This window comes from Blastococcus aurantiacus, assembly GCF_900102425.1.
GTDB lineage: Bacteria > Actinomycetota > Actinomycetes > Mycobacteriales > Geodermatophilaceae > Blastococcus > Blastococcus aurantiacus.
This window is the reverse complement of the sequence record NZ_FNBT01000003.1, coordinates 337,970-354,085: the sequence shown is the minus strand read 5'-3', so window position 1 is coordinate 354,085 and position 16,116 is coordinate 337,970. Positions and strand designations below refer to the sequence as shown.

At 75.1% G+C, this 16,116-nt stretch carries 13 protein-coding genes and 1 pseudogene; 7 read left to right on the top strand and 7 right to left on the bottom strand.

The window, feature by feature from the left end:
• Nucleotides 1-69 precede the first annotated feature (69 nt).
• The 3 genes and pseudogenes from BLS70_RS21265 to BLS70_RS08340 form a co-directional block, all read right to left on the bottom strand.
• Nucleotides 70-530, bottom strand: a pseudogene (locus BLS70_RS21265) (GNAT family N-acetyltransferase).
• Nucleotides 531-624: 94 nt separating this feature from the next.
• Nucleotides 625-1,173, bottom strand: coding sequence for a GNAT family N-acetyltransferase (locus BLS70_RS08345; protein ID WP_091765701.1), 549 nt, complete (start codon nucleotides 1,171-1,173; stop codon nucleotides 625-627).
• Between the two features lie 10 nt (nucleotides 1,174-1,183).
• The gene (locus BLS70_RS08340) at nucleotides 1,184-1,576 is read right to left on the bottom strand and encodes a PPOX class F420-dependent oxidoreductase (RefSeq protein ID WP_091765698.1); all 393 of its coding nucleotides are present in this window, start codon (nucleotides 1,574-1,576) and stop codon (nucleotides 1,184-1,186) included.
• Nucleotides 1,577-1,670: 94 nt separating this feature from the next.
• Here BLS70_RS08340 and secA point away from each other — a divergent pair, with 94 nt between their 5' ends.
• Nucleotides 1,671-4,661 (top strand): preprotein translocase subunit SecA, encoded by a 2,991-nt coding sequence (gene secA, locus BLS70_RS08335; RefSeq protein ID WP_091765695.1) that lies wholly within the window; start codon nucleotides 1,671-1,673, stop codon nucleotides 4,659-4,661.
• 65 nt (nucleotides 4,662-4,726) lie between these two features.
• Here the strand turns inward: secA and BLS70_RS08330 are convergent, their stop codons facing one another.
• Nucleotides 4,727-5,323 carry an Rv3235 family protein gene (locus tag BLS70_RS08330; protein ID WP_255362328.1) on the bottom strand — a complete coding sequence of 199 codons (597 nt, stop codon included), beginning with the start codon at nucleotides 5,321-5,323 and terminating at the stop codon, nucleotides 4,727-4,729.
• Nucleotides 5,324-5,366: 43 nt separating this feature from the next.
• Nucleotides 5,367-6,110 (bottom strand): LysM peptidoglycan-binding domain-containing protein, encoded by a 744-nt coding sequence (locus tag BLS70_RS08325; protein WP_091765692.1) that lies wholly within the window; start codon nucleotides 6,108-6,110, stop codon nucleotides 5,367-5,369.
• An 85-nt stretch (nucleotides 6,111-6,195) separates the two neighbouring features.
• Here BLS70_RS08325 and BLS70_RS08320 point away from each other — a divergent pair, with 85 nt between their 5' ends.
• A complete protein-coding gene (locus BLS70_RS08320) occupies nucleotides 6,196-6,777 on the top strand; it encodes a hypothetical protein (protein WP_255362327.1) in 582 nt (193 codons plus the stop codon).
• Nucleotides 6,778-6,810: 33 nt separating this feature from the next.
• On the opposite strand, the gene BLS70_RS08315 is transcribed toward BLS70_RS08320, so the two are convergent.
• Nucleotides 6,811-7,035 carry a helix-turn-helix domain-containing protein gene (locus BLS70_RS08315; RefSeq protein WP_091765685.1) on the bottom strand — a complete coding sequence of 75 codons (225 nt, stop codon included), beginning with the start codon at nucleotides 7,033-7,035 and terminating at the stop codon, nucleotides 6,811-6,813.
• Nucleotides 7,036-7,236: 201 nt separating this feature from the next.
• Between BLS70_RS08315 and BLS70_RS08310 the strand changes: the two genes are divergently transcribed.
• The 4 genes from BLS70_RS08310 (at nucleotide 7,237) to BLS70_RS08295 (ending at nucleotide 11,345) form a co-directional block, all read left to right on the top strand.
• Entirely contained in the window at nucleotides 7,237-8,016 is a 780-nt protein-coding gene (locus tag BLS70_RS08310) for an SAF domain-containing protein (RefSeq protein ID WP_091765682.1), read from the top strand.
• A complete protein-coding gene (locus BLS70_RS08305; RefSeq protein ID WP_091765679.1) occupies nucleotides 8,016-9,311 on the top strand; it encodes a CpaE/TadZ family protein in 1,296 nt (431 codons plus the stop codon). Before BLS70_RS08310 ends, BLS70_RS08305 begins: the two co-directional genes overlap by 1 nt.
• A gap of 70 nt (nucleotides 9,312-9,381) precedes the next feature.
• Complete coding sequence (locus BLS70_RS08300; protein WP_091765676.1) at nucleotides 9,382-10,761, top strand: WS/DGAT/MGAT family O-acyltransferase; 1,380 nt, start codon at nucleotides 9,382-9,384, stop codon at nucleotides 10,759-10,761.
• 71 nt (nucleotides 10,762-10,832) lie between these two features.
• Complete coding sequence (locus BLS70_RS08295; protein WP_091765673.1) at nucleotides 10,833-11,345, top strand: DUF6912 family protein; 513 nt, start codon at nucleotides 10,833-10,835, stop codon at nucleotides 11,343-11,345.
• Nucleotides 11,346-11,351: 6 nt separating this feature from the next.
• On the opposite strand, the gene BLS70_RS08290 is transcribed toward BLS70_RS08295, so the two are convergent.
• Nucleotides 11,352-15,524, bottom strand: coding sequence for a type VII secretion EssC family protein (locus BLS70_RS08290; RefSeq protein WP_176946333.1), 4,173 nt, complete (start codon nucleotides 15,522-15,524; stop codon nucleotides 11,352-11,354).
• Between the two features lie 154 nt (nucleotides 15,525-15,678).
• Between BLS70_RS08290 and BLS70_RS08285 the strand changes: the two genes are divergently transcribed.
• Nucleotides 15,679-15,972 (top strand): WXG100 family type VII secretion target, encoded by a 294-nt coding sequence (locus tag BLS70_RS08285; protein ID WP_091766067.1) that lies wholly within the window; start codon nucleotides 15,679-15,681, stop codon nucleotides 15,970-15,972.
• The last annotated feature ends 144 nt before the right edge of the window (nucleotides 15,973-16,116 follow it).

Here is a 16,116-nt window from a genome sequence, read left to right as displayed (position 1 = left end):
GTCCGCGTGCGTGGGACGCGGCACGACCTGCCGCAGCACCGTGCACGCGGACGATGATCGTCTCGATGGTCAGTCCTCCGGCAGCCGCGAGAACAGCACCGCATCCCCGCGGCTGCCGTCCCGGTACTCCAGGCACGAGCGCACCACGGCCTCGCGGACGAACCCCGCCCGCACCGCCACCGCCTGCGAGGCGGTGTTGCCGACGTCGGTCATCAGGTTCACGCGGGGAGCCCCCAGCGCCAGACCCCACTCGGCGAGGGCGCGTGCCGCCTCGGCGGCGTAGCCCCGCCCGCGCGCCCAGGGCGCCGTCCAGTAGCCGACGCCCGGACCGAGGACGCCGGGCGTGACGTGCAGGCCGGCCGCCCCACGAACTCACCGTCGGCCTCCATCGCGGCGAGCAGCCCCTCGCCCTCGGCGCGTGCCTGCACGGTGGTCCCGGTGACGAACCGGATCGCGTCGGCCTCGGTGTAGGGCGACGGCATCGATCGCCGCCACCGCTGGATGTCGGGGTCCTGGCAGGCGCGGTGCACCGGGTCGACGTCCTCGGGGCGGTACGGGCGCAGCACGAGCCGGTCGGTGCGCACGACCACGCTGGGGAGGTCGACCAGCGAGAGGTCCACCGGGTCAGTCCTCCGGAAGCCGCGAGAAGACCACGGCGTCCCCGCGGCTGCCGTCCCGGTAGTCCAGGGCGGAGCGCAGGACGCCCTCGCGCACGAACCCGGCCCGGACCGCGGCGGCCTGCGAGGCGGCGTTGCCGACGTCGGCCAGCAGGTGCACCCGGGGAGCGCCCAGCCCCAGACCCCACTCGGCCAGCGCGTGCGCCGCCTCGGCCGCGTAGCCGCGGCCCCGCCCCCAGGGGGCGATCCAGTAGCCGACGCCGGGCCCGAGAGCGCCGGGCGTGAAGTGCAGGCCTGCGGACCCGACGAACTCCCCGTCGGCCTCCACCGCGGTGAGCAGCCCCTGGCCCCCGGCGCGCGCCTGCACGGTGGTCTCCGTGACGAACTGGGCGGCGTCGGCCTCCGTGTAGGGCGAGGGCACCCGCAGCCAGCGCTGGATATCTGGGTCCTGGCAGGCGCGGTGCACGGCGTCGACGTCGTCGGGCCGGTAGGGGCGCAGCACGAGCCGTTCGGTGCGCACGACCTCGGTGGGCAGGTCGACGAGGGAGAGGTCCACCGGGGCAGTGTCAGGCGTTGCCCAGTACCCGGTCGACCGATATCTCGATGACCACGCGGGCCGGGTTCACGCGCGGCTGGCGGTACCGCTGCGCGTAGCGCTCGACGGCGTCGGCCACCGACGCCGCGTCGTCCTTCACGACCGCCGTGCCCTCCAGGGTCAGCCAGCGGGCGCCGTCGACCTGGCAGACGGCGACCCGGGCCCGTCCGTCGCGGACGTGCCGCGCCTTCGCCGAGGTGCCCGAGGTGATGACCCGCGCGGTGGAGGTGGCGGCGTCGAAGGTGACCCCGACCGGGACGACGTGCGGGCTGCCGTCGGCGCGCAGCGTGGTCAGCGTCGCCAGGTGCCGTTCGGTGAGGAACTCGAGCGTGGCAGGGGCGAGGTCTGCGGGATTCCTGGACACCCGCGGGAGGCTAGAGGCTCCGCCGTCCACATGGAGCGGGCGGTTCGGACCGCGGACGGGCCGCGTTCCCAGGTGGGCCGCCTACGCTGGGGTCGTGGTGTTCCAGAAGATCCTCCGCGCCGGCGAGGGCAAGCAGGTCCGACGACTCTCCAAGATCGCGGACGCGGTCGAGTACCTGGCCGACGACTACGTCGACCTGAGCGACGCCGAGCTGCGCGCGAAGACCGATGAGTTCAAGGAGCGGCACGCCGACGGAGAGTCTCTCGACGCGCTGCTGCCCGAGGCGTTCGCCGTGGTCCGCGAGGCGGCCACCCGCACGCTGGGCCAGCGGCACTTCCGCGTGCAGCTCATGGGCGGTGCGGCGCTGCACCTCGGCAACATCGCCGAGATGAAGACCGGTGAGGGGAAGACCCTCACCGGCGTGCTGCCGGCCTACCTCAACGCCCTGACCGGCAAGGGCGTGCACGTGGTCACCACCAACGACTACCTCGCCTCCCGCGACGCCGACTGGATGGGCCGGGTGCACCGGTTCCTGGGCCTGACGGTCGGCACGATCGTGTCGGGCCAGGCGCCGGCGACCCGCCGCGAGAAGTACGCGCACGACATCACCTACGGCACGAACAACGAGTTCGGCTTCGACTACCTGCGCGACAACATGGCGTGGAGCAAGGCCGACCTGGTTCAGCGCGGCCACCACTTCGCCATCGTCGACGAGGTCGACTCGATCCTCATCGACGAGGCCCGCACCCCGCTGATCATCAGCGGCCCGGCCGAGACCAGCGCCAAGTGGTACGGGGAGTTCGCCCGCATCGTGCCGATGATGAAGCGCGACGTCCACTACGAGGTGGAGGAGGCCAAGCGCACGGTCGCCGTCACCGAGGAGGGCGTGGAGTTCGTCGAGGACCAGCTCGGCATCGACAACCTCTACGAGGCGGTCAACACCCCGCTGATCGGCTACCTGAACAACGCGCTCAAGGCCAAGGAGCTGTTCAAGAAGGACCAGCAGTACATCGTCACCAACGGCGAGGTCCTCATCGTCGACGAGTTCACCGGTCGCGTGCTCTCCGGGCGCCGCTACAACGAGGGCATGCACCAGGCCATCGAGGCCAAGGAGAAGGTGAAGATCAAGGACGAGAACCAGACGCTCGCCACGATCACCCTCCAGAACTACTTCCGGCTCTACGAGAAGCTCTCCGGGATGACCGGTACGGCCCAGACCGAGGCCGCCGAGCTGAACCAGACCTACAAGCTGGGCGTCGTCCCGATCCCGACGAACCGGCCGATGGTCCGCGAGGACCGCGCCGACGTCATCTACAAGACCGAGACGGCGAAGTTCGACGCCGTCGTCGACGACATCGCCGACCGGCACGAGAACGGCCAGCCCGTCCTCGTCGGCACCGCGAGCGTCGAGAAGTCCGAGGTGCTGGCGAAGTTCCTGCTCAAGCGGGGCATCCCGCACGAGGTCCTGAACGCGAAGAACCACGCCCGTGAGGCCGCCATCATCGCGATGGCCGGGCGTCCGGGTGCGGTCACCGTCGCCACCAACATGGCCGGCCGAGGCACCGACATCCAGCTCGGTGGAAACGCCGAGTTCATCGCCGACGAGGCGCTGCGCGCCCGCGGGCTGTCCCCGGCCGAGACGCCGGAGGAGTACGAGGCGGCCTGGGACGCCGCGCTCGAGTCCGCCCAGGCGCAGGTGAAGGCCGAGCACGAGCAGGTCGTGGAGGCCGGCGGTCTCTACGTGCTGGGCACCGAGCGGCACGAGAGCCGTCGCATCGACAACCAGCTCCGCGGCCGCTCCGGCCGTCAGGGCGACCCGGGGGAGTCGCGGTTCTACCTCTCCCTGGGCGACGACCTGATGCGCCGCTTCAACGGCCCGATGCTCGAGTCGATGATGAACACCCTCCGGGTGCCCGACGACCAGCCGATCGAGTCGAAGATGGTCAGCCGGGCGATCAAGTCCGCGCAGACCCAGGTCGAGCAGCAGAACTTCGAGGTCCGCAAGGACGTCCTCAAGTACGACGAGGTGCTCAACCGGCAGCGCACCGTCATCTACGAGGAGCGGCGCAAGGTGCTCGAGGGCGCCGACCTGCACGAGCAGCTGCGGGCGATGGTGGACGACGTCGTCGCCGCCTACGTCGACGGCGCGACCGAGACCGGTTACGCCGAGGACTGGGACCTCGAGCAGCTGTGGACCGGCCTCAAGGCGCTGTACCCGGTGGGCGTCACGATCGAGGACGTCGTCGAGCGGCTGGGCGGTGGCGAGCAGGCCGAGATCTCGGCGGAGGCGCTCAAGACCGAGCTGCTCGAGGACGTGCACCGCGCCTACGAGGCGCGCGAGGCCGGCCTGGGCGCCGAGGTCATGCGCGAGCTGGAGCGGCGCGTGCTGCTCTCGGTCATGGACCGCAAGTGGCGCGAGCACCTCTACGAGATGGACTATCTGCGGGCCGGCATCCACCTGCGCGCGATGGCCAACCGCGACCCGGTCGTGGAGTACCAGCGCGAGGGCTACGACATGTTCACCGCGATGCTCGACGGCATCAAGGAGGAGTCGGTCGGCTTCCTGTTCAACCTCGAGGTCAAGACCAAGGCCGAGCAGGACGCCGAGGCCAAGGCCAAGCAGGACGAGGCCGAGGCCAAGGCCCTCGCCGCCGCGCAGGAAGGGACGGCGCGGGTGCTGGCCCGCCAGGCCGCGGAGGCCAAGGCCAAGGCCGCCGCTGCGGAGGCCGCCCACGCCGGGCACACGCACGCCGGCACTGCTCCTGCCGCCGCGCCGACGGCCCGGCGGTCGGGCACGGCACGCAAGGCGCAGCCGGCCGTCGCGACGGCGGCTCCCGCCGTGCAGATGCCGTCCCCGTCCGGCACCGGGCCGGAGCTGTCGGTCAAGGGGCTGGACGAGGTGCGCCCGCCGGAGAACCTGACCTACTCCGCTCCGAGCCTCGACGCCTCACCGAAGGACGCCGGCCGGGCCAAGGCCGCCAAGACGGCGACGGTGAGCGGCACCAAGGAGACCCCGCGCAACGCGCCCTGCCCCTGCGGCTCGGGCAAGAAGTACAAGCAGTGCCACGGCGCTGCCGGCAGCTGATCAGCTGAGCGACGACGCCCCGCCGACCACCCGGTCGGCGGGGCGTTCGTCGTTCCGGGCCGACCTCAGCCGATCTGCAGGGCAGTGCAGCGCCACCGGCCGTCGATGCCCTCGAGGCGGGCGGCCACCGCGTGCGCCCGCCCGCCGCGGCGAGCGACAGCGCTGACCTCGGCCACGCCGTCCACGGGCTCGCACACGTGCAGAGGGCCCACGAGCAGCGGCGCGGTCCCCTCCGCGCACCACCGGGGCCGGCGCCCGCCCGCCACGGCGGCGAAGACCCCCGGTGACGTGAGGGCCTGCAGCTGGCCGACCGGACGTCGTCCGGCGAGGACCTCGAGCGCCAGCGTGACCACACGCCGGCCGGCGACCCCGGCGTCGGGGAGGTCGGCCCGCGTCGTCCACGCAGGACCGAACTCCTCCTCCCGGCGCGCGGGGCCGACGAGGCGGGGGCGGGGGCCTGGCCGGTGCGGCGGCCTCGGTACGGCGACGCCGGGGAGCACCAGCCGCAACGGGGGCCGCTCGTCCTGCAGCGGGGGCTGCGGCGTGGCGACGCGGACCAGTCGGAGGGCGGGCGCGCCCGTGCGGGGCCGGGTGGCTGCGGGCTCGGAGGTGGCGGCGGGGGGCGCCGCGGGGGTGGCGGTCGGGTGGACGGGCGCGGTCATGGGATCTCCGTGGGTCGACGTCGGTCGGGGAGGGCGGTGGGAGTCACGCGGGCGGTGGTCGGAGCACCTGGCCGGGGAGGAGGACGTCGGGGTCGGGCCCGATGACCGCGGCGTTGGCGGCCCACCAGGCGGAGGTGGCCCGGGCGACCTCGGGCGTCGAGGCGGTCCGGCCGAGCTGGCGGGACAGGCGTGCGGCGGCGATGTCCCAGAGGCAGTCGCCACGCACGACGACGTGCTCGCCCACCGCCGGCGGGGCCGGCCAGTCGGGTAGCGCGGGGACGTCCGACGGCGCGGGGCCCGGAGGCTGCATCGTTGCGGGCGCGGGGGCGGTGTCCGACGGCCAGTCGGGCAGCGCCACGGCCCCGGGCCAGTCCGGAACCGGCGCCGTCGTCGCGCCGGCCGCGGCGGGGGGTGCGGAGACGACAACGAGGGCGGTGCCCGCGAGCGGGCCGGCGACGCCCAGTCCGATGCCGAGCGCCAGGGCGGCGCCGCGTCGGGCCCCGTAGGGGAGGACCACCCCGGTGAGCGCGTCCGCGGCGTGCCCGAGTACTCCGGGGAGGGCGGACGCGGCGGTGAGCAGGAGGCCGAGCGCCCCCCAGGCCCAGACGCCCCAGGCGAGGAGGCCGGCACCGGCGAGCACCAGCGCCTCGGCCCCGGCGGAGTCCGCCGTGCGCTGAGCGCTCATCAGGGCACCCGTCATGTCGGCGATCGACGGCGTCAGCAGCGCCAGCGCCCACGCCGTCGCGCCCATGGCCGCGGTCGTGCTCAGCAGTCGGCGCACGGACATGTGGCCACTCCCTTCGCTTGGTCAGTGAACATGGAAGCAATCAAATGCACGCAAACGCAAGTCAAAGCATGCATCTACGCTGACGATGGAGGTGGTAGAGGTGCGCTGGCAGCAGCTGTTCGCCGACCTGGAGGCCCGGTTCGACGCCGAGCAGGAGGCGGCCGAGCGGGCGGAGACGTCGTCCCGGGCGAGGCACGAACTCGGGAGCCTGCGCTTCGTCGACCGGCTCGGCGGGGCGGTGGGCTCGCCGGTCGTCCTGCTCTGCAGGGGCGCCGGTCAGGTGTCAGGGTCGCTGAGCGAGGTGGGCAGCGACTGGCTGCTCCTCGACGACGCCGGGCGGGAGCTCCTCGTCGCGACGGCGGCGGTCCGGGCGGTCACAGGGCTGGGGCGGCGCACCGCCGTGGTGGAGGACACGGGAACGGTGGCGGGCCGGCTTGACCTGCGCCGCGCCCTGCGCGGCCTCGCCCGTGACCGGGCGACCGTCCAGGTCGTCCTCGACGAAGGCACCGCCCTGCACGGGACGATCGACCGGGTGGGGGCGGACTACCTCGAACTGGCGGAGCACCCGGCCGACCTGCACCGCCGTGCGGGCGCGGTCCAGGGCGTCCGGACGGTGCTCGTCGACGCCGTGGCGGTGGTCCGGACGGCCCAGCCGGGACTCGGCTGAGCGTCGTCCGGCGCGCGGCGGAGTGGGGAGCGGCTAGTCCGCGTCCGCGCTCTCGGCCGGGACCGTGGTGCCGCGGGCCTCGGCGTACTTCTGCTGGATGAAGCGCTCGAGCTCGTCGACCTCGACCCGCCACTGACCGCGGCCACCGATCTGGATCGCGATGAGCTCCTTGCGGCGAACCAGCGCGTAGGCCTGCGACCACGAGACGTTGAGGATCTCGGCGACGTCGTCCAGCGTCAGGAAGCGGGGCGTGGGCATGGGTTCCTCTCCATCCGGTGCCGCCAGTCTGTCAGTCGCACCGGTGACCCCGAGGGGCTGTCCACACCCGAACGTGTGGATGGCGCGAGCGGGCCAATGCATCCATGACGCATCATCTGCACCCGAATGCCGTCATGACGCGTCGACAACGGGCGACGCGCCGCGTCGCGAGGATCGACGCGCAGAAGAGGTGAGCACGCTGTGACCGCCGTCCGTCCTGCTCCGCCGCCCGCGGCCGCGCTCCCGCCGGGCCCGGCGCCGCGCCGGGTCCGTCCTCCGCGGTGGCTGGACCTCCGGCTCCTGCTCGGCGTCCTGCTCGTCCTCGGTTCGGTCCTGCTCGGCGCGCGGGTGGTCGGTGCGGCGGATGCCACGGTGCCGGTCTGGGCCGCCTCGGGAGACCTGGCCGCCGGCACGGAGCTCGACGCGGACGACCTCGTCGCCGTCGACGTGCGCCTGGACGACACGGCGGAGGCCTACCTGTCCACCGCGACGCGACCCGAGGGCCGCACGCTCGCGCGCGCCGTCCGAACCGGCGAGCTCATCCCGGGATCCGCGCTGGATGAACCGGCGGACCTGGTCCAGGTGGCCCTGCCGGTCCAGGCGGGGTTCGTGCCGCCGGGGCTCCGACGTGGCGGTCTGGTCGACGTCTACGCGGTGGCCGATCCGGCCGTGGGCGCCACGAGGACGACCGGGGGCACCGTCACCGCGGTGGTCGAACGAGCCCCGGTGCAGGCGCTCTCCGGCCGGACCGACGGCGTCCTCTCGACGCCGACGACGACCGTCCAGGTCGTCGTGTCGGTGCCGAGGGACGAGGCGGCTGCGGTGCTCGCCGCCATCGGTGGCCGTCCGCTGGTCGTCGTGGTGCACGACTCGGTGGAGTCCGGCTCCGAGGAGGCCGGGAGCGCGCCGGCCGCAGGATCGTCGGGGCGCGCGTCGACCGGCTCGTCCCGCACGGCTCCGTCGGCGGGGCCGACCGACTGATGGCGGTCCAGGTCTTCACGGCGGTCACCGGCGCCGCGTGGGAGTCCGCGCTGGTCGGGGCGCTCGACCGGTCCGACCACGGCGTCACCGTGGTGCGGCGGTGCGTGGACGTCTCGGACCTGCTGGCCGCCGCCGCGACGGGGACGGGCCAGGCCGCGCTGCTCTCGGCAGAGCTGCGTCGGCTGGACGGCGACGCGGTGGCCCGGCTGACCGCGGCCGGCGTCGCGGTCGTCGGGCTGGTGGAGCCGGGTGACGAGCGGGCCGCGGAACGGCTCCGCCAGCTGGGCGTGCTCCACGTGCTCCCCGCCGACTCCGACGCGGAGGTCATCGCCCAGGCACTCCGGGAGGCGGTGGCCGGTGCGCCCGCAGCGCCCCGGGACATCGCCGACACGCAGGCCGCGCTGCCGGCCCTCGGTCTTCCGGCGCCCGAGGCGGAACGTCCCGTCGGCCGTGGCCGGCTCGTCGCCGTCTGGGGGCCGACGGGTGCCCCCGGGCGGACCACGGTGGCGGTGGGTGTCGCCGACGAGGCCGCCCGACTGGGCGTCTCCACTCTGCTGGTCGACGCCGACGTCTACGGCGGCGTCATCGCCCAGGTGCTGGGGTTGCTCGACGACTCCCCGGGCTTGGCCGGGGCGGCCCGGCAGGCCGGAACAGGCACCCTGGACGCGGCGTCCCTGGTCCGGCTGGCCTGGGCGGTGCGTCCACAGCTGCGCGTGCTCACCGGACTGGCGCGGGCGGACCGGTGGCCCGAGCTGCGCCCCGGGGCCGTGACCACGGTGCTCGAGGAGGCCCGACGGCTGGCGGAGCTGACGGTCGTGGACTGCGCCTTCAACCTCGAGGACGACGAGGAGCTCTCCTTCGACACGGCGGCACCTCGCCGCAACGGGGCGACGCTGGCCGTGCTGGAGGCGGCCGACACCGTGGTGTGCGTCAGCGGTGCGGATCCCGTGGCGCTGCAGCGCAGCGTGCGGGCGCTCGACGACCTGCGGGAGGTGCTGCCCGACGTGTCGCCGGTGCTGGTGGTCAACCAGGTCCGCCGGGGTCCGGTCGCCGGCGACCCGAGGCGGGAGATCGCCGCGGCGATGGAGCGGTTCTCCGGCCGGGACATCGCCTTCTTCCTCCCTGCCGACCGCCGGGCGACCGACGCGGCCCTGGCTGCCGGGCGCACGCTGGCCGAGGTGGCCCCGGGATCAGCACTGCGTGCCGGGCTGCGGAGCATGGCCTCCGTCCTCTCGCAGGTTCCGGAGCCGGCGCCGCAGCGGCGCGGCCTGCGGAGGATCCGCCGGGCCGGCTGACCGGTGCGGTGTCGGTGACCAGGTGGTCCGACGTAGCGTGAGCTCCCGCCCCCGACCCGTGAGGAGCCCGATGGTCGAGCGGCTGAGCCCGTTGGACGCCTCGTTCCTGTACCTGGAGGAGCCGGCGACGCCCATGCACGTGGGCGGGCTGCTGATCCTGGACGCACCGCCCGGCGGCCTGGACGCGCTGGCGGCCCTGGTGGAGGCCCGGCTCGCGCTGGTGCCCCGCTACCGGCAGCGGGTCGCCGAGGTCCCCGGCCACCTCGCCGATCCGGTGTGGGTCGACGACCGTGACTTCGACCTCGCCCTGCACCTGCGGCGTTCCCGGCTGCCGCGGCCGGGCACCGAGGCGCAGCTGCTCGACCTGGTGTCGCGGCTCGCGTCCCGGCCGCTGGACCGCAACCGGCCGCTGTGGGAGGCCTACCTCATCGAGGGCCTGAGCGGTGGGCGGGTGGCGGTCATGACCAAGACGCACCCGGCACTGGTCGACGGGCTCAGCGCGATCGACATCGGGCAGGTGCTCCTCGACCTCGACCCGGAGGCGGCGCCACCCGAGCGCGTGGAGTGGCAGCCCGCCCGGACGCCGAGTGGCGCGGAGCTGGTCCTGCAGGCGCTGGACGAGTACCTCCGGCGGCCCTCCTCGCTCGTGGCCGTGCGGCACGCCGCCGCGACCGACCTCCGCTCGGCCGCGGTGCGCATCGGGGGCGTCGCGGGTGGGCTGCTCCGCGCGGTGCGGTCGACGGTCCTCCCGGCCCCGCGCACCCCTCTCAACGGACCGGTCGGCCGGCAGCGGCGGGTGGCTGTGGCACGGGCGCAGCTCGACGACCTCAAGCGGATCCGGTCGGTGCACGGCGGCACCGTCAACGACGTCCTGCTCGCGGTGCTGACCGGGGCGTTGCGGGAGTGGCTGCTGTCCCGGGGTGAGCCGGTGGTGGCCGGGACGACGGTGCGCGCGCTCGTGCCGGTCTCGCTGCAGGACGACGAGGCGGGGTCGGGCAGTCGCGTCACCTCGCACCTCGTCGACCTGCCGGTGGGGGAGCCCAACCCCCGGGTCCGGCTGGCACGGCTCGGCTACGCGATGCGGGGCATCGGCGGTCCCGGCCGCTCCGTGACCGCGGACAGCCTCATCGCCCTGACCGGGTTCGCGCCGTCCACCCTGCACGCGCTGGGAGCGCGGGCGGCGCGGGGGCTGTCGCGGCGGATGTTCAACCTGGTGATCACCAACGTGCCGGGGCCGCAGGTGCCGCTGTACGCGGCGGGCGGGCGGATGCAGGAGGTGTTCCCCGTCGTGCCGCTGGCGCAGGGGCAGGGATTGTCCATCGGCATGACCAGCTACAACGGCACGGTGTTCTTCGGCTTCAACGCCGACCGGGACAGCGTGGGAGACGTCGACGTGCTCGCCGACATGGTCGACCAGCAGGTGGCCGAGCTGCTGGAGGCGGCGGGCTGACCGGTCCGTGAGGGGCGACGGCGCCGTGCGGGATACCGTCGTCGTTCCATCTACGACAGGAGGCAACCGGCGTGCGCGTGTACCTGCCGGCCACCACGTCCGTGCTGCGGACGCTGCTGGACGAGGGCCTGCTGACCGGGCCGCACACGGCGTTCGCCGTCACTCCGCAGCTGCGCGAGTTCTACGGACGCAGCGATCCCTCGGCCGACCTCGAGGAGCTGGAGTACGCCGCGCTGCTGACGGCGGCGCGCGCCAGCCTCCGGTTGCTCGACGTGGATCCCATGGCCGTCCGACGGCGGGTCGTCCTGGCGGCCGACGTGCCGGACGACCAGGTCGACGTGATGGACGACCCGCACGTGGAGCGAGGCGCGGTGCGCGTCCGCGCCGACGTCCGGATGCGGGACGTCGCCAGCGCCCACATCGACGGCAGCGAGGCGGAGGAGGACGTGCGGGCCGCGGTCAACGTGGTCCTGGAGGCCGACCTCGGCAGCGAGGACGCCCAGTTCGTCGTCGACCAGGCCGAGGGTCACGAGCTCGCCTGGTACGCGACGCAGGAACTGGGCCCCGCGCTCGAGCTGCTCTGAGGCCTGTCACCGCCCCGGCGCGGGATCGGGCGGCGTCCGCGCGACCTGCACACGCTGGGCGGCGCCGTCGGTGACCAGCCAGCCGCTGCCTGGCCGCGCGGCCACGGGCAGCCGGGGCAGCCGGATCCCGACGGTCTCGGCATCGGCGGGCCCGGGGCGGAGCAGCAGGCCGGTCCGCGCTCGGCGGAGGGCCGCCACCGGTCCCTGGTAATGGCCGGTCAGCTGCCCGGAGCTCCCGGCCGCCAGCAGCACTATCCCGGTCCGCGGCAGGGCGGCGATGCCGGAGTACTCCGCGGAGGGCCCCAGGTCGTCGGCCAGCAGGATGCCGCGCCGGCCCCGCAGACCTTCCGCCCAGGCGAGCACCGCTTCCGGATCGGTCGCGTCCAGCCACCGCTGCGACGCGTCGCCCTCCGGTGCGGCGTGCGGTGGTGACAACCGGGCGACTTCGCCGCCCGAGGCGGCCAGGCGGCGGGCGAACGACTCCAGCGCCGTCGTCCGCCCGCTGCGCGGCGGGCCGATGACCAGGAGGCCACCGGTGCGGTGGAGGTCGACGCCCAGCAGGGCACCGTCGTCGCCGCCCGGTCCGACCGCCAACCAGCATCCCCTGCCGGAGGGCTCGTCCGGCACGGAGACGTCCGGCGGCAGGACCGGATCGGCCGGGAGGTCGGCGATGCACAGGGGCGCCGCCGACGCTGCCGTGCCGGGCCGGTCGACGGTCCGTGGTGCAGTCGACGGGGGCAGTGCCAGCTGGCACTCGAGCGCGTCCTCGCCGAGCAGGGCGCGGCCGGGCGGTCGGTGGGTGGGAACGGCTCGGGCAGTCACGCCCGCGACGGCGTAGTCGGCCCGGTCGGGGAGCGGCAGCAGCAGGCGCATCCGCGCCGCGGCCGCCAGGCGTCCGCCCGGCAGCGCCCGATCGGCGGTCAGCACGCACGTGACCCCAACGGCTGCGCCGTCGCGGACCAGCCGCAGCAGCCCGTCCGACCCCCGCCCCGGCTCGGCCTCGTCGAGCAGTGCGCCGGCGGCCTCGACGCCGTCGACCAGCACCAGTACGAGGGGTGCCGAGCTCCCCGGCGGTGCGGTGCGGCGGGCGTCCACCTCCCGGTTCAGGCGGTCGAGCAGGCGCACGGTGCGGAACGCGTCGGCGCCGCTGATCGTGGTGCCCGCGTGCGGCAGCGCCGCGGCCTCGGCGCAGAGCGCACCGCCCGCGGTCTCGAGCACGTGGACGTGCAGCTCCCCGGGCCCGAGCCGGGCGGTCGCCGAGCGCAGCACCGAGCGCAGCAGCGTCGTGCGCCCGCTCCGTGGACCGCCCACGGCCAGGACGCCCCCACCGGCGGTGAGATCCAGCTCCAGCGGTTCCTGGGCCTGCCGGTCGGGCCGGTCCACGAGGCCGATCCGGAGGCGGGCACCTGCCTGCTCCGCTGCCGGTCCGGGCGCGGTGGCGTCGAGGTCGGCCTGCCGGACGATGTCGGGCAGAGGCGGCTGCCAGGGGCGGTGGGGCGCGGCGGTACCGCGTGCCTCCGCCGAGCGGGACAGGGCGTCGACCAGCCGGGAGAGGTCGGTGGCTCCCGTGGCGGCCCGCCGTCCGGGTCGGTTGCCGCCCGGCCACACCCAGAGTCGGACCTCGGGCCCTTCCGGGGCGCTGGGGACGGGGACCGCGACGCGGGCCGCCTGGAAGGTGCGCGGCTCCCCGCTGCCGCGGCGCAGGAGCGCGCGCCCGGGGGCGTGCACGGGCAGGTGTGCCGCGGCAGGTGTCCCCACGACATCGCGGGAGTCGGCCTCGTCGGTCGTGCGGAGGCAGATGCGCAGGGTGCAGTTGGCACGGATCTCGGGGGAGACCACACCACCGGGACGCTGCGTGGCGAGGACGAGGTGGATGCCCAGTGAGCGACCGCGCTGGGCGATCCCGACCAGCCCGGGCACGAAGCCCGGGAGCTCCTCGGCCAGCGTGGCGAACTCGTCGACGACGATGACCAGCCGGGCCAGCGCGACCGTCGCGGGCAGCGCCGCGAGATCGGAGACGCCGTGCGCGGCGAGGAGCGCCTCGCGACTGGACAGCTCCGCGGACAGCGACCGCAGCGCCCGTGCGGTGGTCGAGCCGTCCAGATCGGTGAGCATCCCGACCGTGTGCGGCAGGCCGGCCGCGTCGGCGAAAGCGGCGCCGCCCTTGTAGTCGACGAGCAGGAACGAGCAGCGGTCCGGCGGGTGGTTCAGCGCCAGGCCGGCGATCAGCGACTGCAGCAGCTCGGACTTGCCCGATCCGGTCGTGCCGGCGACCAGGGCGTGCGGACCGTCCCGGCACAGGTCGACGACCACCGGTCCGTCCGCCGAGCGGCCCAGGGTCGTGCGCAGCGCGTTCCGGGCGTCGGACCAGCGGCCGGCCGCGGCGTCCGCGGGGTCCGGGATCGCACAGTCCGGCAGCTCCAGCAGGCGGACCTCCCTCGGCAGCGCGGCACCCGAGCTCGCCGGTACGAGGTCCGCCAGGTCGCGCGCCAGTTCGCTCGCCACCTCGGCGGAGATGCGGTCGACGAGCACGGCGGTCCGGTCGGGGGCGCGGTCCTGGGCGAGGAGTCCGGTGCTCGCAGTCTCCCCGGCGAGGGTGAGCGAGGCGTCGACGGCGACCGGTAGCTCGCCTGGCCGCTCCGCGGTCGTGAGCACCAGGACACCCACATCGCGGGCGACGCGGAGCAGGGCGGCCGTCCGCCCGTCGACCTGCCGGTCCACCACGACCACCGCCCGGGGCGCGGATGCGGTCCGGTCGGGGTCCACCCCGGCGAGGATCGTCCGCAGGGACCTCTCCGCCCCGGGGGACGACGTGGACGGCTCGGCCTCCGCGTGCGCGGCACCGGCGGGCAGATGGGGGAGCCACCGGGCCCACGTCCAGTCGGCGACACGGTCGCGGCTGGTGAGCAGGACCAGTCCCAGGGCGTCCGGGGGATGCAGTGCGGTGAGCTGGGCGAGGACGGCGCGCATCGCTCCGAGCGCCTGGGCGCGCGGCCCGACCATGGCCAGACCTCCGGCGGCGGTCAGGTCGACGCACACGGGCACGTGTTCGGCCACTTCCCGCTCCGGCCGGCCGCCCTCCTCGCGGCGGGTGACCCGTACCGCCCCCGGGCCGGTGCCGAGGCGGATCACGAGCGGGTCCGTGCCGGTGGACCCGCGGCTCCACACCTGGGCGGAGCGGCGGCGTACCGCTGCGGCGACCGTCGCCGGATCGGGGTGCTCGCCCTCGGCCACCAGGACGTCCTCGCGGACGGCGTCGTCGAGGCGTCCCCGGGCAGCGGCCAGGTCCTCGCGGTAGGCCGCCCGCTCCCGACGGGTGCTTCGTCGCCCCGACCAGCGGTCGGATGCCCACGTGCCCAGCGCCACCAGCGGGCTCAGGAGGGCGAAGAACAGGAACGTCGGCGTGCGCAGCAGCCACGCCAGCAGGACGCCCCCGACCGCGGGCAGCAGCACTGCGACCCAGGCCAGGCGGCGCCGCGGGACCTCCGCGGGGGGACGGGGGAGGGACACCTCGCGCTCCTCGTGGAGAACCCTGAGCCGGTGCAGGGGACGGATCACCGTGCGCCCACCGACCTGTGCCTCCAGCACCGCCGGCGGGTCCGCGGTGCCGCTCACCGCGAGGGAGGTGGCGCCGAGCCGGAGCCGGCTCCCCGGCGGCCACGGCCGGAAGACGCCGTCGAGCGGAGCGTCGTCGAGGAGGCTGCCGTTGGTCGACCCGAGGTCGCGGACCTCCACGGCCCCCTCGCCGACACGGATCTCGAGGTGTCTCCGGGAGATGTCCGGGTCCGGGATCTGCACGCTGCACCCGTCCCCGCGCCCCACGACGTGCGGCCCCCGGTCCAGGGCGAGGGCGCGACCCGCGTCCGGCCCGCCCGTCACCTGCAGCTCGAGCGGCCCGCGGGCGGTCGCCGAGGGCCCCTTCGGCGGCCCCAGGCCCAGGAGCGCGCCGTGACGCAGCGGGGCGGAGCTGAGCGGCGCGTCGGCAGCCAGGCGCGCGGGCCCCGACCAGAGCCCGGGGACCGGCACGCCGAGGGTCCTGCGCAGGAGGGGCAGGACGTCGGCCACACGGTGGTCGTCGCCCGCGGTGACCTCGACGTCGACGACGCCCTCGTCACCGCGGAGCGTCCAGACCCGGGACGAGCGTGCAGGCCGGTCGTCGGGTGCCGGAGGTGGAGTCACCGGCGCATCGTCCCCGGCCGGGGACGGCCGGGGCGCCCCTCCGGCCGCGCCTGTGGACGACGGTGCGCCCTGTGGACGAGCGGGCGCTCGCCCCGTGCCCGCCGACCTACCGTTCGCCCCCACCGGGACGGTCCCGGGTCGAGGAGGAGGTCCCGTGAAGGTCGACATCGCCACGCTCCAGTCCATGGCGGGGCAGTGCCGCGCCGAGGCCGCGGAGAGCACGGCGCGCCACGCCACCCTGTCGGGCAACATCAACACGTCGGTGCTCGACGGCTGGACGGACAGCCAGGCCGCGCTGCAGTTCACCGAGCTGTACGAGCAGTGGCGTCGCTCCGCGCAGGGGGTGAGCGACGCCCTCAACGGCATGGGTGGCCTGCTCACCGGCGTCGCCGGCTCCTACCAGCAGCACGAGGCCGACATGGCTGCACGCATCGGCGCGCTGCTCTGAGGGCCCGGCTGCGGCGGCCGGGGTGCCGACGTCGGCCCCGGCCACCGCGGTCGCCCGTCCGGGGCACTCGGCGTGCGCGCCGAGGGGCCGTCCGTAGGATCACGACCCGTCAGACGGGCCACCGGGTCGTGGTGGGCAGCCGAT

Bases quoted from the DNA above. Each gene is read 5' to 3' on its own strand.
- BLS70_RS08330 (WP_255362328.1), bottom strand. From the start codon at position 5,323: ATGACCGCGCCCGTCCACCCGACCGCCACCCCCGCGGCGCCCCCCGCC.
- BLS70_RS08325 (WP_091765692.1), bottom strand. From the start codon at position 6,110: ATGTCCGTGCGCCGACTGCTGAGCACGACCGCGGCCATGGGCGCGACG.
- BLS70_RS08320 (WP_255362327.1), top strand. From the start codon at position 6,196: ATGGAGGTGGTAGAGGTGCGCTGGCAGCAGCTGTTCGCCGACCTGGAG.
- BLS70_RS08315 (WP_091765685.1), bottom strand. From the start codon at position 7,035: ATGCCCACGCCCCGCTTCCTGACGCTGGACGACGTCGCCGAGATCCTC.
- BLS70_RS08305 (WP_091765679.1), top strand. From the start codon at position 8,016: ATGGCGGTCCAGGTCTTCACGGCGGTCACCGGCGCCGCGTGGGAGTCC.
- BLS70_RS08300 (WP_091765676.1), top strand. From the start codon at position 9,382: ATGGTCGAGCGGCTGAGCCCGTTGGACGCCTCGTTCCTGTACCTGGAG.